Genomic DNA, 21998 nt, shown 5'->3' with positions numbered 1-21998 from the left:
GCATGCGGTGATTCCACCTAGAAAAAATGCGAAACCATGGAAAGATACAAAGAGTAGCTCGCTAGAGCGAAATGAATTACTTCGAACAATTAAACGTTTAGGCAGGACACTATGGAAAAAATGGTCAGGCTATCATCGGCGAAGTTTGGTTGAAACTAAGATGCATTGCATCAAATTATTAGGAGATAAACTCAGTGCAAGGAGTTTTGATAGCCAAGTGAATGAGATCCATGCACGTGTAGCAGTCCTTAACAGATTTACGGAATTAGGTCGACCACTTACCCAAGTTACGCCTTAAATTTGGCTCAATTAGGTGCGCTTTGCATTTCAAATCTTTGTGCAACAAAGCCGTTTAGAAATCAAGGAAAGACAAAAAAAGAATATCACTTACCTCTTACCAAAAAAGCCAAGAAGGAATTAATGCTCTTGGCTAATATGAACAACCTTCGTGAAAATGCAATGCTAGAGAAGCTTATTCATCAAGCCTACTTAAATGAAATGTGTGATGAAAATGGGAAGCCCACACGTGAACTTACAATGTTGGGTTTTAAAGATGCAGGGTATTTTGAACGCAATGATTCAAGCATTGGGGTTATGCGTGACATTCTAGAAAAAACAGATTTAGAAATTGATGAGTTTTGGGAGTTATGCTTGTTATTTTAGTGCAAATTAAATGCAAATATTTAAGTGCAGAATAAAAACCAAATTAGTGCAAAAAAAGTTGAAAACTTACACTACATTTACCCTTAATTCAAACTAAAAATTATTGGGTAAATTTTCCCAATAATTACCCACAAAAGGCAAAAATTGGGTCACACAGCTTAGGATAGTATCGGACAATACAGTCAATAAAAAAGCCCTTAAACATTGAGTTTAAAGGCTTTTTTACATTCAGCCGAACATCCCTGAATTGAATTTTGGTGGAGATGGCGGGAGTTGAACCCGCGTCCGCCAGCATTACGCTCGAGAATACTACATGCTTAGATATCGTCAATTAGTTTAACCCGTTGCGACCCGACGAACAGGGTGCTAAGGCGATCCTCTAAATTTAGTACAAAGCCCCGAGGCGTGACTTTAATACGGACTTGTGTGCGTGCGCTTCAGTCGGACTCTCTAACCACAAGTATTCGGAGAGGCGGACAAGCTGCCCTTAGGCAGCTAGAGCGTATGATTCGTCGTTTGCGACTAAAAAATGCAAATTTGATTTACGAGAGAAAATGCGCTCTCGGCATGCATCTATGAGTTTCATCACCAGCGTCGAAGCCAGAAACATCCCCAAAGTACCCAATCATCATAGCATAAAACTCCAAAATCAATGCTTATTTTTTATACACTTACACAACTAGATGCGTTTATTTACAAAATTGCGCTAATATTTAAAGCTTCAAATCTTATAAATGCATTTCTATGAGCTACTTACTTGCACTCGATCAAGGAACGACATCTAGTCGTGCAATTATTTTTAATGAACACGGCATTGTTCAGGCGACAGCTCAACGTGAAACACACATACAAACACCGCAATCAGGTTGGGTGGAACAAGATGCTAAAGAAATTTGGTCATCACAAATTTCCGTTGTTCAACAAGCTCTCGCTGATGCAAGAATTTTAGCCAAAGATATTAAAGCCATTGGTTTAACCAACCAACGAGAAACCACTGTCATTTGGGACAAACGTACAGGTAAACCTCTTGCCCCTGCTATCATTTGGCAAGATCGTAGAGCTACCGATTGGTGTAATCATCTTATTCAAAAAGATTTAAACCAGCTTATACAAACAAAAACAGGCTTAAGAATAGACCCATATTTCAGCGCAGGAAAATTGGTTTGGCTTTTAAAAAATGTAGAAGGTTTAAAAGATTTAGCAGCTCAAGGACATGTTGCATTTGGCACAATTGATAGCTGGCTCATTTGGAATTTAACCCAAGGTGCAGAACATGTGATTGAAGCAAGTAATGCTTCTAGAACTATGCTTATGAATTTAAAAAGCCAGTCTTGGGATGAAGAATTACTCGAATTATTTGATATTCCGAAATCAGTTTTACCTAAAATTATTCATTCAGACCATTATGTTGCAGACACAGCCGAAGGCTTATTAGGTGCAACTATTCCTATTACAGGTATTTTGGGAGATCAGCAATCGGCCCTATTTGGTCAATCTTGTTTTGAAATAGGAACAGCAAAAAATACTTATGGCACAGGTTGTTTCATGTTATTTAACACAGGACATGACATTCAATATAGCCAAAATAAATTACTTTCTACACTCGCTTGGCAAGCTCAAGGGCAAACAACCTATGCACTAGAAGGTAGTGTATTTATGGCGGGTGCAATTGTTCAGTGGCTCAGAGATAGCTTAGGTATTATTCAAAAAAGTTGTGATATCGAAAAGCTTGCATCTACTGTTGAACATACAGACGGCGTTGTTCTTGTACCTGCCTTTACGGGCTTAGGTGCTCCACATTGGGATAGCGATGCTCGTGCCCTTTTATGTGGTATGTCACGTGGAACAACCAAAGCTCATATTGCTCGTGCAGCTTTAGAAGCAATTGCCTTTCAAGTTTCAGATGTATTAAGTGCAATGCAGTCTGACATTGCTCAACCCCTTAAAGAGCTTCGGGTAGATGGTGGCGCAAGCCAAAATGATATGCTCATGCAATTCCAAGCAGATATTTTAAACGTACCTGTTTTGCGTCCTAAAATGTTGGAATCTACCGCTTGGGGAGCTGCAGCCATGGCAGGTTTAAAAGCAGGTGTATTCACAGATTTGTCAGATATTTCTGCCTCTTGGAAACTTGACCGATGTTTTGAACCAAACATGAAACAAGATCAACGTGAAAATCATTTAGAACATTGGAAAACTGCACTCAAACGTGCCAAATCTGATATCTAAATATAAAGTAAATAGAAGATAGATCTCTGTCCTTTTATTGGAATAGAAATGACAGAGATCTAAATCATTCAATTAATGTGCATGACCACCGCCAGATACACCTATTTTAGGTTTTGGACACAGCCAAATTATTAAGCCTGCAAAAATAAAGACCATTGCTAAAACAAGAAACACATGATTAGCAGACAAAGTGCTGGCTTCTTTATCTACAAGACTAGATATATACCCTAACGCACCTTGCGCACTAAAACCTGTTTGCATCAAAGTATTTTGCGCCTCTTCCACATGTAAATTTCCAACCAATTCACTTCGGGAAAGCTTCGCGTGATCATCCCAAATGGTGACTGCAAGAGAAGCACCTATTGCACCCGCCATAGTCCGTAGAAAGTTCATCAAACCTGCAGCAGAAGCCATTTCATGTGGCAAAACTGAAGCAAGCGCCATATTTGATAATGGAATGAAGAAAAATGGGACAGCAAAACCTTGAATAATTTGTGGTAAAGCCAATGCCATGAAATCTGCATCTGTTGTCCAAAATGCACGCATTAACGTCACAAAACCTAGCAACATTAAGCCAAAACACGCCAGCGCACGCTGGTCATATTTGGTTGCAAGTTTAGCGGCAATGGGCGACATCAATAAACTACCAAAGCCCATGGTTGCTGTTAAATATCCCGCCCATGTTGCGGTATAACCTAAATTGATTTGTAACCACTGCGGAATAAGCACAATACTGCCAAAGAATGCCCCAAAACCAAAGGCAAGTGCCAATACAGAAATGGTAAAACCCCTATATTGAAAAATCTTAATATTTACAATAGGGTTGCGTTCAGTTAGTTCCCAAATCGTAAATACAATTAATCCAACAAAAGCGGTAATTGCCATAATGCTAATGGCTGGATGATTAAACCAATCATATTCGTGCCCCAAATCAAGCATGAGCTGTAAAGCACCAATCCACAAAACAAGAAGGAATAATCCACCTGTATCAATCTTCAGCTTATCTGTTGGTGTTTCGGCAGATTTTAATAAGCGCATTGCTGCAAAAGCACAAAATATGCCGACTGGAATATTAATAAAGAAAATCCAGTGCCAAGAGAAGTTATCGCTTATTGTACCGCCTAAAATAGGTCCAAGAATTGGTCCAACCACTGTAGTCATTGCCCACATTCCCATTGCCTGAGATTGCTTTTCAGGTGGAAATATTCGCATGAGTAACATTTGGCTAAGAGGCATAATAGGACCACCAAAGATCCCCTGCCCAATTCGGCAGAACACCAACATTTCTAAGCTTGTAGATAAACCACATAAAATAGAAAAAATAGTGAAGCCCAATAAACCAACACTAAATGTACGAACTGCGCCAAATCGCCCTGCTAACCATCCTGTTAATGGAACACAAATTGCCTCAGCAACAGCATAAGAGGTAATAATCCATGTACCTTGCGAGGCAGATACCGCAAGACTTCCTGTAATATGTGGCACAGACACATTGGCAATGGTCATGTCTAAAACAACCATAAAGTTTGCCAATGCCAATACAAACGCAGCGAGTATTAAGCGACCACCTTTAAGGTCACTCAGTGCAGTATCGTATTTCATAAGTGATTACTTCGACTTCAAATCGACTTTAGCTTCCATCGACAAGCCAACACGAAGTGGATGTTCTGCCAACTCTTTCGGGTCTAACTGAATGCGTACAGGTAAGCGTTGAACGACTTTAATCCAATTACCTGTGGCATTTTGTGCAGGAATCAATGCAAATGCAGCACCTGTACCACCAGAGAAACCAACAACAGTGCCTGTATATTCAACAGCATCGCCATATAAATCTGAAGTTAAAGTGACCTTTTGACCTGGTCGTACTTTTTCTAATTGGCTTTCTTTAAAGTTTGCATCTACATATAACTGATTTTCAGGAACAATCATCATTAAAGATGTGCCCGGTGAAACACGCTGTCCTACTTGAATATTTCGGCGTGTCACTACACCATCAAGAGGTGCTTTAATCTGCGTGCGTTCTAAATCAAGTAAAGCTTGTTTTAGTCTTGCTTGTGCAACCAATACATCTGGTGTGCTTTGCTCATTCGCACCACGAATTAATGCTTCATTTGCTTCCAAGTTACTTTGTGCTGCTTTTTGGCTAGATTTTGCTTGAGCTAAACTTGCTTGAGCAACATCAAATGCAGCTTTTGCTGTATTCACAGCTGCTTTCGATGTACTAAGCTCTTCTTTAGAAATAGCACCCGAAGAGCTTAATTGCACACGGCGATTATAATCGTCTTGCGCTTTACTCAAATCTGCTTTTGCTTTAGCAACTTGAGCAACTGCACTTTGAATTACATCACCACTCACAAAAATTTGTGAACTTAAAGAACTACTATTTGCTTGAGTTTGCTTATATTGACGCTGTGCTTTAATTAATTCTGCTTTAGCTTGAGCCACTGCAATTTCAGCATCTCGTGGATCTATTTGAACAAGTAAATCACCTTTTTTGACTTGCTTCGTGTCACTTGTAAATACCTCAGAAACTTGTCCAGTGACCATAGATGTAATAGATGCTGTTTCAGCACCCACATAAGCATTATCTGTAGATACCGTGTTGTTAAAAACAAACTTCCAAATTAAAAATAAAACCAAAGCAATCACCAAGAGAATAGCGACTAAACTCAGCGCTTTTTTACGTTTGGCTTTTAATTGTTGATCTGTTACCTGATCCGAAGATGGTGTTTCTGGCAGCGTATCTTGAACATCTGTCATCGATTTTTTCCTAAATTCGATAAACTTGGTCATCAGGCATCCCCTTGTAAAACAAGGAATGGACTTTTTATGTCCTCGCTGAGGTGTCGATGAGAAAGTCTTGCTTTTTTTAATTGTCGTATTTTATAGATAAAAAATCACATTTTGAGAATAAAAATATAACTCATCAGTATTTTTTCATGATTTCACTATAGTTTTCAAAGTTATATCAAATGTATAAAAATCATTATAAAAGCCTCTTTCACAAAAAAGAGGCTTTTAATCTCCAATTAAATCATTTTTTTGGACTTATCAAGGTTAATACGCATACGATGCTATTGCAGTTGCTATTGCTTTATTTTCATCATTTATTAACGTCATACGCATGGTACAACCTTTGCGTCCCAAACGTAATGTTTCCGCACGTGCAGTAAAATATTGTCCACGACCTGGTGCTAAGTAATCAACACGCATATCTACCGTAGCTAAACGAGAAACTTTTTTGCCTGTTTCAGCAAATTCATCTATAGATGCTTTTTTATAGAGCTCCCCCATTGCGGTAATTCCACCAATACTATCCAAAATAGTCGCAGCAACTCCACCATGTAAAATTTGGAAAGCAATATTGCCTATTAAATCTTTTTGCATTTCTACATGTGCTTCAATTTCACCATCTACAACACGCATGGTCATGCCACAAAACTTATAGAAGGGAGAGCCATTAAATGCCTGACATAATTGTTCTAACAGAACGTCTATCTCAACATTCGAACCTGCTTCAATATTCCCTGTCCAACTTTTTTCCATTTCTTTCATCGTTAACTCGAATTACCAAAATTAAATAAAAAAACAAGATGTATCGCGCACAACCCCAGATAAGCGACTACAATAGACGAAGTTTAATACTGATCAATGAGATTGTTATGACTTATACGTTCAATCGTCCTGCTTTTCCTGCTACGCGTATGCGCCGTATTCGTAAAAATGACCAATTACGCTCCATGGTAAGAGAAACCCATTTGACGGCTGATCATCTCATTTATCCCGTATTTGTTTTGCCAGGTCAAAACCAAACTCAAGATATTCCAAGCATGCCAAATGTTCAGCGTTTATCTGCTGATTTACTTCTTAAAAAATCTGAAAAACTATTAGAGCTTGGTGTATCTAAACTTGCTTTATTTCCAGTTACTCCACAAGAAGACAAAAGTTTAACGGCTGAAGCTGCTTGGCGTGATGATGGCTTAGTTCAAAACACCGTTCGTTTGTTGAAAAAAGAATTACCTGAGATGGTACTCATTACTGATGGTGCACTAGATCCATACACGACACATGGTCAAGATGGCATTATTGATGACACAGGCTATGTACTAAATGATGAAACTGTCGAATGCTTAATTAAGCAAGCACTCAGCCACGCAGAAGCTGGGGCAGACGTTATTGCTCCTAGTGACATGATGGATGGTCGTATTGGTGCAATTCGTCAAGCATTAGAAGCAAACGGACATATCTATACCAACATCATGGCATATTCTGCAAAATATGCGTCTAGCTTCTATGGTCCTTTCCGTGATGCTGTTGGCTCTGCAAGTAATCTAAAAGGTGGTAATAAATATAACTACCAAATGGATATTGGCAACCGTGCAGAAGCGTTACATGAAATTGCGCTTGATATTCAAGAAGGTGCAGACATGGTGATTGTAAAACCAGGTATGCCTTATTTAGATATCGTTCGTGAAGTAAAAGATACTTTTGGCGTACCAACTTTCGTTTATCAAGTCAGTGGTGAGTACGCGATGCTTGCAGGTGCAATTCAAAATGGCTGGTTATCGGACAATGTGATTATTGAATCACTCATGTCTTGCCGCCGTGCTGGTGCGGATGGTATTTGGACTTATTTTGCCGAAGAAGCTGCAATCAAACTTAAAGAAATGAACTAAATTATTTCCTTAAAAGCCCTCCCTCTATGTGAGGGCTTTTTTTATCTCCCCCATTTTCAGGAATAAAGGATTCAAACCTGATGCACATTGCCATCATTGGTGCAGGTATTAGCGGATTAATGACTGCATTGGAACTGATTGAGCAAAATTGTTCTGTCACTATTTTCGATCAACAACACGCTGGTAAAGCAGCCTCTTGGGCGGGTGGCGGAATTCTTTCTCCTATGTATCCTTGGCGTTATAACCCTGCTGTTAATGCACTCGCAAAATATGCCAAACCCCAGTATCAAGAATGGAATAAAAAATTAATTCCACATACGGGCATTGATTTTCAAGTTCATGAAACAGGTATGCTTATTTTTGATGAAGATGATTTTGAAATTGGCTTAAATTACTCAAAACAACATCATGAGCCATTACAACACGCAGAATATTTACAACGAGAGCAACTCGAACAAATTAATCCATTTATTCATGAAAACTATAAGCATGCGCTATATTTTCCACATTTAGCCAACGCACGAAATCCTAGAGTTTTGCAATCCATCACAGCTTATTTAAAACAGCATCCTAAAGTTCAATTTTATGAACATTGCCCAATTGAACAGTTAAAAATTCAAAACCAGAAAATTGTCTCTATAAAAGATGCTTCAGGAATATCACATCAAGCCGATGCTTTTGTTATAGCAACAGGTGCTTGGTCTAAACTTTGGGAAGAGCAACTCGATTTACATATTCCAGTAGAACCAATTCAAGGACAAATGGTGCTATTTAAAACACCTGAAAACTGGCTACCAACCATGTGCATGAACAAAGTGATGTACCTCATCCCACGTATGGATGGTCATGTCGTTTGTGGTTCAAGTATGCGTCAAATCGGTTTCGATTTATCTTTAGATGACACCGTAAAATCGAATATTTTAGACGCCTGTTTCGATATGGTACCTGAACTTGAAAACTTCCCCATTGTTCAGCAATGGGCTGGTTTAAGACCAAGCTCACCTAATGGCGTGCCATTTATTGGACAAGCGCCCAATACAGAGAACCTGTGGTTTAACTTTGGACACTTTAGAAATGGTTTATGTATGGGTGCAGGTTCTGCACGCTTATTACGCCAACTAATGTTAAATCAAAATACATTGGAAGATGCTGCAGCCTATACCCCAAAGCGTTTAGCTAAACTTGATTTGATGTATTTATAAAATATGAAATTAGAATCTGCATAGTTATGCTATGCAATTTTTTCTGCAAAATAATATCTATTTTTACCCGTCGCTTTTGCTTGGTACATTGCTTGATCCGCAACACGTAATAAATGTTCTGGCTCTTCACCATGTACCTTATAAACTGCTGCACCTAAGCTTACAGAAATATGAATTGATAAATCTGAAATCGTAATTTGCTCACTCACAACATGAACAATTCTTCTTAAAATATTTTCTGCTTGCTCTATTGATTCTACTTCATTCAAGATAATGACAAATTCATCGCCTCCGATTCTTGAAATAAAATCATTTGCTTTAATTACACCCGAAAGTTTTTGAGCAACAACTTTTAAAAGTTGATCGCCTACTTCATGTCCATACGCATCATTGACTGCCTTAAAGCCATCTAAATCTAAATAACACACCACAACTTTATGCTTTTCATTGTTATTATTTTTAATAAAATTATCGAGTTTAATATTTAATAATCGTCTATTTGCTAAATTGGTTAAAGGATCGTACATCGCAATTTTTTTCAATTGTTCTTTTTGCTCTAACATTGTGAGTATTAAATACGTTAACCACATCATCAAGCTTGCCCAAACCAATACAAACACAACTTCAAGCACTAACTTATAAAAATTGGAGGATTTAAAGACGAAACTTGAAGCTCCCAATCTGCACCATATAGCTTTATTGGAACTTTGACAGCCGTGTTAGAAATAGGCTCTTTTGATTGATCAATAATCTCTTTTTGCTTCGTTAGTGGATTAATTCCTGATAACTCATAAGCATAGCCATTTTTTGCTAATCTATTTAAATGCACATCAGAAAAGGCATTCGGCAGCTGTAAAGTCACTACGGTATATCCCCAGAAATACTTTGTTCCATCTTCTTTTTTAAGAAATACAGGAAGCATTCCAATCGCACCTTGAGGACCTTGTATTAGCTTAAATGGACCTACAAACTTAAGATCACCTTCTTTAATATTTGCAATTTCTTTCTGTTTATCTTTACCCTCAAATATATCGTGATTTTTAATTAATTTATTTTGTAATGTTGGTTCTATTTGCTGCAAAACACCATCAGGTGCCGTTGATAAAGCATAGGCTCCTTCATACATTGGCAGCATGTACCGAGCAAGTTCTCCATAATTTGGAATAGAACCATTACTTTGATGTACCAAAACAGCTAAGCTATTTACAGAAGACAAAGAGTGGCGGATTGTTTTTTCTAAAGAGCTCGCATAACTATTTGAAATTTGCATAGTATGAGCTTTTTTGGCTTCTGTTTCTGCCTGATTGAGCTTTAAACAAAAAAAAGCGCCTATTGCACAACATAAAAAAAATACACTTATCGATATATTTTTTTTATTCAAAAACCTGTTTTCCTTAAACAGCGCAACCATACAAAACAACCCAACCCAAATACTTAAAATTTCACCGATTTTTACAAGATTATTTTTCTAATATAATCATCATTGGTATACAGCTTTATTTTAACATATCCTTGTTTCCACTTATAAAATTCCGATAAACCAACTACTTTTATAACAAATTTTTTAACGCTTCTTTTAAGGTAGGATATTTGAACTCAAAACCCGCATCTTGCAAGGCTTTAGGCTGTATATATTGCCCATTTAATATCAATTGAGATTGCTCGCCCAATATCCATTTCATAATAGAACGAGGCAATGTAAATAAAGGTTTTTTCTTTAATATAAGTGCAGCCAATCCTGCAAAAAACTTTTGATTCACTTTTTCTGGTGCAACGAGATTAAAAATTTGTGCTGTAGTGTCTTTTTCTATCAGAAATTCAATGGCAGAAATCACATCATCTATGTGAATCCAAACACAAGGTTGCATACCCGTACCAATGCGTCCCACTAAATTGAAGCGAATAGGCAACAACATTTGTGGCAAAATACCACCACCCATACTAAACACGACACCTAAACGAATAATTTTTGTATTTTGTTCAGGATATTGCTGTGTGACAGCTTCCCATTTTTGGCAAAGTTCGGACATAAAAATTTCTTGAGATGAGGATGCTTCCGTACAAACATCGCCCCACTTTTCTTCAACATCTATACCGTAATAACCTACAGCCGAGCCCGAAACAATTCGCTTTGGCTGTATGTTTCGTTTATTTAAATATTGATAAAGTTGCTCTGTCGTTTTAATTCTACTTTGTAATAATTGTTCTTTTCTATCATCTGTCCATCGACCTTTACCTATACTTTCACCTGCTAGGTTAATGACATAATCAATCTGATCTGTTTTCAAGTCATTTAAATCTGAAATCCACTGTAAACATGGGTGATGAGGTACTTTATTCTTTTGTCGTGTAAGACCTACAACCTGATAATCTTGTTTTAATAAGTGCGTCACTAACCTAGAACCAATAAAGCCAGAAGCACCTGTAATTAAAACCAAAGGCTTGTTCATTCAGTAATCTCATTATTATAGCGAATTCATCTATTCTATATAAAAAGATTGCTGAATAATCAAGCATTAATAATCATTAATTATTCATCATTTTATCAGCCATACGCTGAGCTTGTTTTCCATAAAACCAATATGTTAACAAATACAATGGAATTGCAATGAGTAAAAACATTATGAGAGTAATCATTAAAAACTGTGTATTTTGTAAATATACGATTAAATCTTGCCATACCGTAGGATTTGACCGTGAAGCAATTCCGATACCTAAAAGTAAAAAGCACAAATTATACAGCCAGTAAATTACACTAAAACCCAAAGTAAATTTTTGACGTTCTGCTTGTGTAGGTGCACGACCTTGTTGTTTTAAAAATTTAAATAACACCCAAATCATCGCTGTTAAATACGGGACAATAGTTAAAACAGCTCCCATTCCTTCAGGCATAAGCGCAGCAAGTACACCGCAAATGCAAGTCAAGGCTAAACAAATAACAAAAAACCAAATAAAATAACGAGTTAAAGCGACCATTAAGATGACCAATACAACTTCAAAGTCTTAGTATAAAAAAAAATGAGTTTTTTTTCATGTTCATGTCAACCATCTATGTATATATCTCGTTATATAGGGAGCAAGGTCAGCAACAACCGCAAATTTGTACCGGCATCCACAATATTTTCGGTGACCTTAAACCTAGAGCAATAAGCTTGCTTAAACATAAAATTTGATTAGTAGCCAAATTTTTGTTCTAAGCAGATTTTTTTGACCGACGATTCCCCCATCACTCGAATCGTCGGTCTTTATTTTTGTCTGAAAGATTTTTCTCATTAAAATGATAAAATTCTCTTACGACTTATATTGTCGTTTTCATGCTGCTCAGTACTAGAATTATTCTATAAAGATTCGTTACTATGCCAATAAGGGCATAGGACAATAAATATGAGCGTTCGTTTTTTTCATACGTCAGATTGGCATTTAGGGCAATTTTTTCACAATCATGATCGTGAATTTGAACATACCCAATTTTTAAATTGGTTACTTGAGCAAATCAAAGAAAAACAACCCCATGCCTTACTCATTGCTGGTGATATTTTTGATGTCATTAACCCAGCATCTGCCGCACAAAAACAACTTTATCAATTCCTTGCCGATGCGCACGATATTGCACCAAACATGCAAACACTCATGATTGCTGGTAACCATGATTCAGGTTATCGCATTGAACAAGTAGAGCCATTATTAGAAAAATACAATGCGAAAGCTGTGGGCATTATTGCTTGGAATAAAGATAAATCACTCAATATTGATCGTTTATTACAACCTATTTATAACGAAGAAAAACAAATTGTTGCATGGTGCCTCACCCTGCCCTTTTTACGTTCTGCTGAAATTACAGGTTTTAATGATCAAACTACCAACAGCCAAAATGCCATTGCCTATTTACATCAAAAATTGATTGCTGAAGCGAAAGCTCGAAAAACAGCAGATCAAGCTTTGATTCTGATGTCTCATGCCCACATGCAAGGTGGTGAAACGTCAGATTCTGAACGCCCTATTATTATTGGTAATGAAGAAGCCCTTTCCACTACCCTGTTTGATGATGTGATTGACTACGTAGCACTTGGACATTTGCATAAACCGCAAAAAGTTGGACAAGCCCATATTCGCTATAGTGGCTCACCTATTCCTTTGTCATTTAGTGAAATTAATTACAAGCATCAAGTGGTTGAAGTAGAAATAGACCCCTTACTTAAAGATGAAAATCGTTTTAAGTTTCAAGTTTTAACCATTCCACGTAGCGTACAACTGCATAAAATTTCAGGCCAGTTGCAACACGTTTTTGAGCAATTAAAAGCATTGCCATCGGGTGAGATTGAAGCTGTTAATCAGCGTGAATATGTCGATATTGAATACCATACAGATACACCACCTCAACCCAATTTACGCCAACAATTTGAAGAATGTTTAGCACCAAATCGTTACCGATTGGTGCGAATTTCACGTAAATATTTAAACCAACAAAACGATCACGATGCTGAAAATAAAATAAGCTTAGAGCCACCAACACCAGAAAAGCTCTTTCAACAAATTTGGGAGAAACAAGGCTACAGTGCAGATGAATCCGTCTTAAAAGATTTTTTAAGCTTGGTTGATGAAGCACAAAAATCACTTGAAGATGATGCGAGCGTTTAAGGAATTGCCATGAAAATTTTATCTATTCGTATTAAAAACTTGGCATCCTTAGCAGGTGAGCATTTTATTGATTTTGAAAGCGAGCCTTTAGCAAGCGCAGGTCTAGTCGCTATTGTAGGAAAAACAGGCGCAGGGAAATCGACTATTTTAGATGCCATGTGTTTGGCATTGTTTAATCAAATTCCTAGATTAAAAGGCAGTGATGGAAAACTCATTGATGTTGATGGTTCAGAGCTATTAACCAACTCCCCTCAAACGATATTACGTCGTGGTACAGCGCATGGTTTTGCTGAGTTAAGTTTTATCGCACAAGATCAAAAAGTCTATTTGGCACGCTGGGAAATTAAACGCGCACGTGAAAAAGCCGATGGCAAGCTACAAAGTGTTCAACGCTCACTCAAATGCTTAACCGATGGCAATGTGGTCGCAGATAAAACCAAAGCTGTTGAAGAAAATATTAAAAGAATTACCCAACTGAGTTTTGAACAATTTACTCGTGCAGTATTATTAGCTCAATCTGAAGTAACTGCTTTTTTAAAAGCCCGAGATAATGAACGTGGCGAACTATTGGAATACTTAACCAACTCCAGTATCTTTGCAAAAATTGGGCAACTCGCATTTGAAAAAACCAGAGAAATTGCCAATCAACGGAAAGAAATTGAAAATGTTTTAGGACATATCGAAATTTTATCTGATGAAGACTTAGCAACAACAAGCAATCACTTTGATACGGTTTCTACGGCGTACAAAAAACTAGAACTAGAAAAATCTGCGCTAGAAAAAAATCAGCAATGGTATGAACAAAAGCAAAAATACGAAATTGATGTGCAAACACGTCAGCAACAATTACAACATCAGCAGCAACAACTTGATGCCCTTGCATCTGAAAAGCTACAACTGCAACAACTTGAACACTTTTCCGCTATTCGACCAAGTGTGATTCAACAAAAAAATATTCAGCTTGAAGTTGCACAATTACAGCCTCAATTGACACAAGCCCAACAGCAATTTGCAGAGATTGAACAACAATTTAATGCTGAAAAAATCATCTTTGAAAAAATTGATCTAGAACAAAAGCAACAATACCAATTTGAAGTTCAGCATCAAGACAAAATTAAATTAGTACGTGAACGAATTGCTGAGCGCCTTGTTTTGGTTGAGCAAGTACGTAAAGCACAAAGTGATTTTAAAGAACTTGAAAATCAACTTATTCCTCATATTAACAATGAAAAACAGATGAAGGAACAGCTTGATCAACTGCAAAATAATATTGCTCAACATACAGCGCAGCTAGAAAACTCAAACCACTTTGCCTCACTCGATGATGCACTTTCAGCACATATCACACAAACTCAACGCTTTATTCAAAGCTATGCGCAATTTGAAAAAAACTATGGCAATGTGCAACAAGCCAATTCTCAATTACACATGCAACAAAAACAACATGAAGAATTAATGCAAAAATTTGGGCAAGAAGATGTGCTCAATCAGAAAATTTCATTGCTACGTTCCGAGCGTGATCAGCTTATACAGCAGTTAAATCAACTCAGTGTTGTTCAGCAAAAAACACAAAACGTCCAAAATATTGATGCTGAAAACAACCATTTAGTAACGGTGAAAAATACACTCTCTCAACAAATTAAACAGAGTCATACACAGCTCAAAACGACTGAACTTGCCTATCAAACACAAAAAAACGAGCGTGAAAAACTGCAACAAATGTTGCAACAACAGCGCTTACTCAATACGGAAAATATTGAAAAACTACGTGCAGATTTAGTCGATGGCGAAGCATGTTTAGTCTGTGGAAGTACCCATCATCCTTATGCAGAAAAAGAAGCTTTTTCTGATGAATTATTCAAGTTACAAGCACAACAAGAACAGCAAGCACTTGAGTTGGAAAAAATTTCTTTCGAAGCTTGGCAAGAATCACACACTACCTTCACTCAGCAAACTGCTTTAATGGATGCCAATGCGCAACAGTTAGCAACCTTAACCATACAACTTGATCAGGCAAAAAATACGCTTCAACAACAATTAAGTGCCTTAAATATTTCTTTTGATTTTTCACAGAAGTATGAAGCCTTAACGCAACTGATTCAGACAAAAACCAATGAAGCACAACAAACACAAAAGCAAGTTGAAGATGCCTTAATTTCACATGAAAATGCTCAACAACAAAGTCATACGCTTGTAAACTCAATTCAACAAACCACACAGCATTTATCTAATGTGCAACAAGCTGAAATCAATATTCAGCACATTCTGAGTTTATTGAATGGCACAGAAAAACAATTATGGGAACAATCGACATTAAATACTGCTGAACAGGTTTGTCACTCACTACAACAACGTCAAAATTGCTTAAAGCAACTCAATCAATTAAATGCTCAATATAATCAAACTTCTCAACAACTTGAGCAATATCAGCAACAAGTTAAATTTAGTCAGGAAAAAATTCAGTCAGCTCAAAATCAAATTAAAAATTTAACAACAGAAGGTAAAAAAAATAGTGATGTTGCGATTCAAGCAATTCTTGAAATGACAAATGATACTGTTGAAAAACCACATGATTGGTTGAATGATTTTGACCAAAACAAACAACGATTACAAACAAGATTTAATCAGGCACGTCAAACATTCGACCAAATACGTCAAGCCTTTGAAACAGCTCAAAGTCACTTAAAAGAATGCCTCACCCAGCAAGCACAATTACTTACTCAAATGAAACATGTTGAAAATACGCTTCAACAGTGGATGAGCCAAAATTTAGAATTTAATGAAACACGATTAGCGCAACTAAGTACAATTTCACATGAACAAGAACAGCAACTTAAACAGCGTGTTTTAAATGTAGAACGTGCTTATTCAGATGCTCAAGCAGGCATTCAAGCTATTCAGCAAACATTAGCTCAACATCTACAAACACAGCCAGAAATACAAATAGTACAACTTGAACAAGCGATTGCGAATAATCTTAAATTATTATCAGAACAGCAAGAACTAAGAGAGCAACTCAAAAGTAAACTAGATATCCATCATGCGAATATCAATAGACAAAAACAATTTGCTGAGCAAATTCAGCAAATTCAAACCGAAGAACACCGTTGGAATAAAATTTCGAGCTTAATGGGTGACTCTACGGGTAAAAAATTTCGTGATGTTGCTCAGCAATATAACCTCGATATTTTAATTGAATATGCCAACCAACAATTGGCACAACTATCACAGCGTTATACCTTAAAGCGTTTAGATAACTCTCTTAGCCTTGCCATTGTCGATCATGATATGGATGGTGAAACCCGTTCGGTTTCATCACTTTCTGGTGGTGAATCTTTCTTAACAGCCCTCGCCTTATCACTCGCTATTGCGAGCATGGCTTCAGGCTCAATGAAAATTGAATCATTATTTATTGATGAAGGCTTTGGTACGCTTGATGCTTCATCACTGCATATGGTGATGAATGCACTAGATCAACTACAGAGCCAAGGGCGTAAAGTTGTGCTCATTTCACATATTCAAGATATGCATGAGCGTATTCCTGTGCAAATTCAGGTACAGCCTATAGGTGCTGGTGCAAGTCAAATTGAAGTAGTCGGATAAAAATAAAAAAGCCGTCCTGATGACGGCTTTTTCTTAGTTCACTTTACGTAAAGTCAAAATCTGCTCACTGCGTCCAAAAGAACCTTTTTCATCGTGAAGAATTGAACTTGTTAAGCCAACACCATCTGCCCCATATTGTTGAACTGTTTCAAGCCCAAGCCATTTCCCTTGCGGAATACGATACAAATGGATTTGCAAATCTAAATTTGGAAAAGCATATTGAAAAGGAACATCTTGACGCGTTGCTACGCCATTTGCTGTATCTACCATACCCATTAAACGTACAAAATCCGAAGATTGCTCATTTTCAATCATCGAGTATGGATTGCTTAACCAAACTATACCTTTACCCTGACGCCTTTGAGAAGATCGAGCTTCTAATGATGCAATATAACCACCAGGCCATGTACGAATTTCATTCCAAACAGGCTGATGTTCAGGACTTTCTATTCGTTGATCTTCTATACCATAAATTGAAGATGTATCACTGATCATCATTCGCCACGTATGAGCTTGAATACATGCCTTACCTTGAGCGCTCATTATTGACTCGATCAATTCAATGGTTTTACCAGCACGAATGACCTTTGTTTCTATTTGAAATTCGCCAGCAGGAATCAACCCTAAAATATCTAAGCTTATACGCCCTATACGTACATCTGACCTCGGTGAAAAAAGATCTAATTCAGCACAAATAATTCCTGTTGCAGGTGCCATATGTTGTTCATGTTCATTCCATGCACCTTGGGCATGGATAGTAGATCTATACTTTGCGATTACACTGCCATCTTCCTGAACTTGTCGATCAATGAGTTGATAGTACGCTGATGTCATTTCCCTATTCACTTATTTTTCAGATCAGGGCTTAGTCTTACATACAGCTGTTTTCATACTCAATCGCAAAATAGACCAAAAGGTGAACGCACAATTCACCTTTAAATTTATTTGATTATTCTTCTTTTGAATAATCCCTCGCCCCAAACAATGCTGTTCCAACACGAACCATTGTCGAACCTGAAGCAATTGCAGCCTCCATATCTCCTGACATCCCCATACTTAAAGTATCCCAGTCTTCAGGATGAGTATGATTCACTTTTACTTGTTCAAAAAGTATCTTCGCATCTGCAAATGCTTGTGTATTATTTGGTGCAGGAATCACCATCAGACCACGCAGTTTCAAATTGGGTAATTGGCTAATTGTTTCTACTAATTCTGCAACTTCCGCAGGCTGACAACCATCTTTAGTATCTTGAGCATCAATATTCACTTGCAAACAAATATTAAGAGGTACTTGTGAAGCCTCTCTTTGATTCGACAAACGCTCAGCAATAATTAAACGATCAATGCCATGTACCCATGCAAATTTTTCAGCTAAATGCTTTGTTTTATTACGTTGTACATGACCAATAAAGTGCCATTCAATTTCTAAGTCTTTTAAAGCTTCAATTTTATCTAATGCTTCTTGTAAATAATTCTCCCCAAATGAACGCTGCCCTGTTTCATACATTTCTTGCAACATTTCACTTGGATGTGTTTTTGAAACAGCCAATAACTGAACATCCTCTTCTAAACGATTCGCTAATTCACATGCACTTTTTATTTGCTCTAAAACTAAATTTCGCGATGTTTGTAGACTATTCATTGACGTATTTCTCATTTCAAGATGATTATTTACATTCGACTTGAACAAACTGTTGGTTAAGCCGATGGAAAACCGTATTATTCTAACAAAATAATTAAGATTTACTCACTATCGGGGACTTAAATGGACATTACAGAACTACTCGCGTTTTCTGCAAAAAACAATGCTTCAGATTTACACCTTTCAGCAGGCATGCCACCCATGATTCGTGTGGATGGTGAAGTACGTAAAATCAACTTACCTGCTTTAGAGCACAAAGAAGTTCATAAACTTGTTTATGACATCATGAACGATAAACAACGTCGTGACTATGAAGAAAAATTAGAAACTGACTTTTCATTTGAAGTTCCTGGTGTAGCTCGTTTCCGTGTGAACGCATTTAACCAAAACCGTGGTGCAGGCGCAGTATTCCGTACAATTCCATCGAAAGTACTCACTATGGAAGATTTGGGTATGACCCAAATCTTTAAAGATATTTGTGAATATCCACGCGGAATTGTTTTAGTTACAGGTCCTACTGGCTCGGGTAAATCAACAACACTTGCAGCAATGATTGACTATATCAACGACAATCGTTATGACCATATTTTAACAGTCGAAGACCCAATCGAGTTTGTACATCAATCTAAAAAATGTTTGGTTAACCAACGCGAAGTTCACCGCGATACGCATGGCTTTAACGAAGCACTTCGTTCTGCACTGCGTGAAGACCCTGACATTATCTTAGTCGGTGAGATGCGTGACCTTGAAACCATTCGTTTGGCACTTACTGCTGCTGAAACAGGTCACTTAGTTTTTGGTACGCTACATACCACATCTGCGGCAAAAACCATTGACCGTGTAATTGATGTATTCCCTGCCGAAGAAAAAGATATGGTTCGTGCCATGTTATCTGAATCACTTCAAGCTGTTATCTCACAAACACTTTTAAAGAAAAATGGTGGTGGTCGTGTTGCTGCACACGAAATTATGATTGGTATTCCTGCTATTCGTAACCTTATTCGTGAAAATAAAGTGGCACAAATGTATTCTGCAATTCAAACAGGTGCAAACTACGGCATGACAACACTAGATCAAAGCTTAAAAACTTTAGTGAATAAAGGTGTTATTAGTGCTCAAACTGCGCGTACTGCGGCAAAACAGCCTGAAACATTCTTATAAAGATGGCATTAAAATTCAATTAAGGATTTGCTTATGGACTTTAATGACTTATTAAATCTTATGATTCAGCAAAAAGCATCTGACCTATTTATAACGGCAGACGTTGAACCATCAATGAAAACTAATGGTCAAATCGTTCCTGTGGTTAAAACCAAATTATCTGGTGAGGTTGTTGGACAGCTTATACAGTCTATTATGACTGATAAGCAAAAACTAGAATTTGCTGAAACACGTGAATGTAATTTTGCTATTTCCAATAAAGATAAAACAGCACGATTTCGTGTAAGTGCATTTCAACAACGTGACCAGCCTGGCATGGTATTACGTCGTATTGAAACACGTATTCCAGAAATAGAAGAGTTAAACCTTCCACCTATTTTAAAAGATCTTGCTTTAAAAAAACGTGGCATTGTGATTTTTGTAGGTGCAACGGGCACTGGGAAATCAACTTCACTAGCATCTATTGTTGGATTTCGTAATCAAAATTCTAAAGGTCATATCATTACCATTGAAGACCCAATTGAATTTATTCACGAACATGCAGGCTGTATTATTACCCAACGTGAAGTTGGTATTGATACAGACTCATTTGAAGTTGCATTAAAAAATACACTACGTCAGGCACCAGATGTCATTATGATTGGTGAAATTCGCTCTCGCGAAACCATGAACTATGCCATTGCATTTGCCGAAACGGGACATCTTGTATTTGCAACCTTACATGCAAACAATGCGAACCAAGCTTTAGATCGTATCATTCACTTTTTTGATGCAGATCGTCATAGTCAATTGTTTATGGATTTATCTTTAAATTTACAAGCAATTATTGCTCAACAACTAATCCCAACTGTTGATGGCAATTCTAGACGTGCAGCAATTGAAGTTTTAATTAACTCACCTCTTATTTCAGATTTAATTCGAAAAGGTGAAGTCAATGAAATTAAAGAGCTTATGAAACGTTCACGCGAGCTAGGAATGCAAACCTTTGACCAAGCATTATTTGATTTGTATCAAGCAAAACAAATTAGCTACAAAGAAGCACTGAAGCATGCAGACTCTCCAAATGATTTACGCCTACAAATTAAACTCTCTGAAGAAGGTGGTTTAAACCGCTTATCGGAGTCGACAAGTCGTATTACATTCGATGGTCAATAATTTTAGTTCCATTCTGAAATAAAAAAGGCTTCTTTACGAAGCCTTTTTTATTCATATCTTATTTTTTACGGAATGCTTCTTGGCACTCTGGAGCATCGCAATAACCATAAAGATTAAGCGAGTGACCTGTTAGCTCAAAACCAAACTTTTTCGCAACTTCGTGCTGTTCGTTTTCAATAATATCATTGTGGAATTCCACAACTTTATTACAGTTTTGACAAACAATATGGTCATGATGATCATCTTGCATAATTTCAAAAACAGAATGATTGTTTTCAAAATGATGGCGCTGAATAATACCGGCAGCTTCGAACTGTGTTAATACACGATATACAGTTGCTAAACCGACATCTTCCCCTTGATCGAGTAAAGTTTTATAAATGTCTTCTGCGCTTAAATGATGTTGTTTTGAATTTTCTAATAATTCCAATATTTTAATTCGCGGAAGTGTAACTTTTAGTCCAGCTTTACGTAAATCTTGATTTGAAATAGGCATGTAATTAAGTCTCTCAACAAAATGAAAGTTGGAATATGCAACAAAGTTTAGATGCAGTATGATCTATCCTTGGATCAAATGCATCATAATTAATTCGGGATAGTGTAGCAAAATGCAAAAAATCATGTTGACGTTATTCGTCGCTTCACTGCTCACAGGTTGTTCAACCTTGGGCGTTTATAAAGTAGATATTCCTCAGGGTACACCTTTAACCCAAGCTCAGGCATCAAAAGTACAGGTTGGTATGAGTCACCAGCAAGTACGCTTTTTGCTTGGAAGCCCTACAATATCAGACCCTTTAAACCCTTTACGCTGGGATTATATTTATAACTACATCCCAGGAACTTATGCTAAAAAAGCAAAAATTTCCGCAGCATCTGGTCAGCATTTAAAAATTTACTTTGATGCAAATGGCATTGTACAAAATATTGAAGGTTTAGAAACGATTCCTGAAACACAACCAGGTTTACCAGGATCTAAAGAAGCAATTCTTGATGCGCCCCCACTATAACTAGTTTAAATTTAAAAAAAAC

At 37.2% G+C, this 21998-nt stretch carries 20 protein-coding genes and 1 other RNA gene; 10 read left to right on the top strand and 11 right to left on the bottom strand.

Annotation, left to right across the window (positions count from 1 at the left end; translation table 11 throughout):
* The coding region (locus tag AC5YDH_RS11195; protein ID WP_279043810.1) for a transposase at positions 1 to 298 on the top strand (298 nt) is incomplete at its 5' end.
* 128 nt (positions 299 to 426) lie between these two features.
* A complete protein-coding gene (locus AC5YDH_RS11190) occupies positions 427 to 663 on the top strand; it encodes a hypothetical protein (RefSeq protein WP_496119536.1) in 237 nt (78 codons plus the stop codon).
* A gap of 255 nt (positions 664 to 918) precedes the next feature.
* Here the strand turns inward: AC5YDH_RS11190 and ssrA are convergent.
* Positions 919 to 1277, bottom strand: a transfer-messenger RNA (tmRNA) gene (gene ssrA / locus AC5YDH_RS11185).
* A 130-nt stretch (positions 1278 to 1407) separates the two neighbouring features.
* On the opposite strand from ssrA, the gene glpK reads away from it, so the two are divergent.
* Positions 1408 to 2892, top strand: a complete 1485-nt coding sequence (glpK, locus tag AC5YDH_RS11180) for a glycerol kinase GlpK (protein WP_496119534.1) — start codon at positions 1408 to 1410, stop codon at positions 2890 to 2892.
* A gap of 72 nt (positions 2893 to 2964) precedes the next feature.
* On the opposite strand, the gene AC5YDH_RS11175 is transcribed toward glpK, so the two are convergent.
* The 3 genes from AC5YDH_RS11175 to AC5YDH_RS11165 all read right to left on the bottom strand — a co-directional run bounded on the left by AC5YDH_RS11175 (position 2965) and on the right by AC5YDH_RS11165 (position 6447).
* Entirely contained in the window at positions 2965 to 4494 is a 1530-nt protein-coding gene (locus AC5YDH_RS11175; RefSeq protein WP_496119532.1) for a DHA2 family efflux MFS transporter permease subunit, read from the bottom strand.
* A gap of 6 nt (positions 4495 to 4500) precedes the next feature.
* Positions 4501 to 5652 (bottom strand): HlyD family secretion protein, encoded by a 1152-nt coding sequence (locus AC5YDH_RS11170; protein ID WP_496119540.1) that lies wholly within the window; start codon positions 5650 to 5652, stop codon positions 4501 to 4503.
* A gap of 297 nt (positions 5653 to 5949) precedes the next feature.
* Positions 5950 to 6447, bottom strand: coding sequence for a thioesterase family protein (locus tag AC5YDH_RS11165; protein WP_496119530.1), 498 nt, complete (start codon positions 6445 to 6447; stop codon positions 5950 to 5952).
* Positions 6448 to 6554: 107 nt separating this feature from the next.
* On the opposite strand from AC5YDH_RS11165, the gene hemB reads away from it, so the two are divergent.
* Both hemB and AC5YDH_RS11155 read left to right on the top strand, forming a co-directional pair.
* Complete coding sequence (gene hemB / locus AC5YDH_RS11160) at positions 6555 to 7568, top strand: porphobilinogen synthase (protein WP_496119528.1); 1014 nt, start codon at positions 6555 to 6557, stop codon at positions 7566 to 7568.
* An 80-nt stretch (positions 7569 to 7648) separates the two neighbouring features.
* Complete coding sequence (locus AC5YDH_RS11155; RefSeq protein ID WP_496119526.1) at positions 7649 to 8770, top strand: NAD(P)/FAD-dependent oxidoreductase; 1122 nt, start codon at positions 7649 to 7651, stop codon at positions 8768 to 8770.
* Between the two features lie 29 nt (positions 8771 to 8799).
* Here the strand turns inward: AC5YDH_RS11155 and AC5YDH_RS11150 are convergent, their stop codons facing one another.
* From AC5YDH_RS11150 to AC5YDH_RS11135, 4 genes are all read right to left on the bottom strand, one after another.
* Positions 8800 to 9363: a diguanylate cyclase domain-containing protein gene (locus AC5YDH_RS11150; RefSeq protein ID WP_496119524.1), complete on the bottom strand. Its 564-nt coding sequence runs from the start codon at positions 9361 to 9363 to the stop codon at positions 8800 to 8802.
* A gap of 38 nt (positions 9364 to 9401) precedes the next feature.
* Entirely contained in the window at positions 9402 to 10181 is a 780-nt protein-coding gene (locus AC5YDH_RS11145) for a hypothetical protein (RefSeq protein WP_496119522.1), read from the bottom strand.
* 139 nt (positions 10182 to 10320) lie between these two features.
* Positions 10321 to 11220, bottom strand: coding sequence for a TIGR01777 family oxidoreductase (locus AC5YDH_RS11140; protein WP_496119520.1), 900 nt, complete (start codon positions 11218 to 11220; stop codon positions 10321 to 10323).
* A gap of 76 nt (positions 11221 to 11296) precedes the next feature.
* Complete coding sequence (locus tag AC5YDH_RS11135) at positions 11297 to 11746, bottom strand: ABZJ_00895 family protein (RefSeq protein ID WP_496119518.1); 450 nt, start codon at positions 11744 to 11746, stop codon at positions 11297 to 11299.
* A gap of 408 nt (positions 11747 to 12154) precedes the next feature.
* On the opposite strand from AC5YDH_RS11135, the gene AC5YDH_RS11130 reads away from it, so the two are divergent.
* On the top strand, positions 12155 to 13408 hold the full coding sequence (locus tag AC5YDH_RS11130; RefSeq protein WP_496119516.1) for an exonuclease SbcCD subunit D: 1254 nt from the start codon (positions 12155 to 12157) through the stop codon (positions 13406 to 13408).
* 9 nt (positions 13409 to 13417) lie between these two features.
* A complete protein-coding gene (locus tag AC5YDH_RS11125) occupies positions 13418 to 17011 on the top strand; it encodes an AAA family ATPase (RefSeq protein ID WP_496119514.1) in 3594 nt (1197 codons plus the stop codon).
* Positions 17012 to 17044: 33 nt separating this feature from the next.
* Here AC5YDH_RS11125 and AC5YDH_RS11120 read toward each other — a convergent pair whose 3' ends face one another.
* On the bottom strand, positions 17045 to 17845 hold the full coding sequence (locus AC5YDH_RS11120) for a thioesterase family protein (protein WP_496119512.1): 801 nt from the start codon (positions 17843 to 17845) through the stop codon (positions 17045 to 17047).
* A 115-nt stretch (positions 17846 to 17960) separates the two neighbouring features.
* Positions 17961 to 18653: a YggS family pyridoxal phosphate-dependent enzyme gene (locus AC5YDH_RS11115; protein ID WP_496119511.1), complete on the bottom strand. Its 693-nt coding sequence runs from the start codon at positions 18651 to 18653 to the stop codon at positions 17961 to 17963.
* Positions 18654 to 18776: 123 nt separating this feature from the next.
* Here AC5YDH_RS11115 and AC5YDH_RS11110 point away from each other — a divergent pair, with 123 nt between their 5' ends.
* Positions 18777 to 19814 (top strand): type IV pilus twitching motility protein PilT, encoded by a 1038-nt coding sequence (locus AC5YDH_RS11110; protein WP_154772396.1) that lies wholly within the window; start codon positions 18777 to 18779, stop codon positions 19812 to 19814.
* 33 nt (positions 19815 to 19847) lie between these two features.
* Positions 19848 to 20969: a PilT/PilU family type 4a pilus ATPase gene (locus tag AC5YDH_RS11105; RefSeq protein ID WP_496119508.1), complete on the top strand. Its 1122-nt coding sequence runs from the start codon at positions 19848 to 19850 to the stop codon at positions 20967 to 20969.
* A 58-nt stretch (positions 20970 to 21027) separates the two neighbouring features.
* Here AC5YDH_RS11105 and fur read toward each other — a convergent pair whose 3' ends face one another.
* Complete coding sequence (fur, locus tag AC5YDH_RS11100) at positions 21028 to 21465, bottom strand: ferric iron uptake transcriptional regulator (protein WP_496119506.1); 438 nt, start codon at positions 21463 to 21465, stop codon at positions 21028 to 21030.
* Between the two features lie 112 nt (positions 21466 to 21577).
* Here fur and AC5YDH_RS11095 point away from each other — a divergent pair, with 112 nt between their 5' ends.
* Positions 21578 to 21976, top strand: a complete 399-nt coding sequence (locus AC5YDH_RS11095; protein ID WP_496119504.1) for an outer membrane protein assembly factor BamE — start codon at positions 21578 to 21580, stop codon at positions 21974 to 21976.
* Positions 21977 to 21998 lie beyond the last annotated feature (22 nt).

The organism is Acinetobacter sp. FY683 (assembly GCF_059515885.1).
This window is presented reverse-complemented; position numbering and strand designations above follow the sequence as displayed.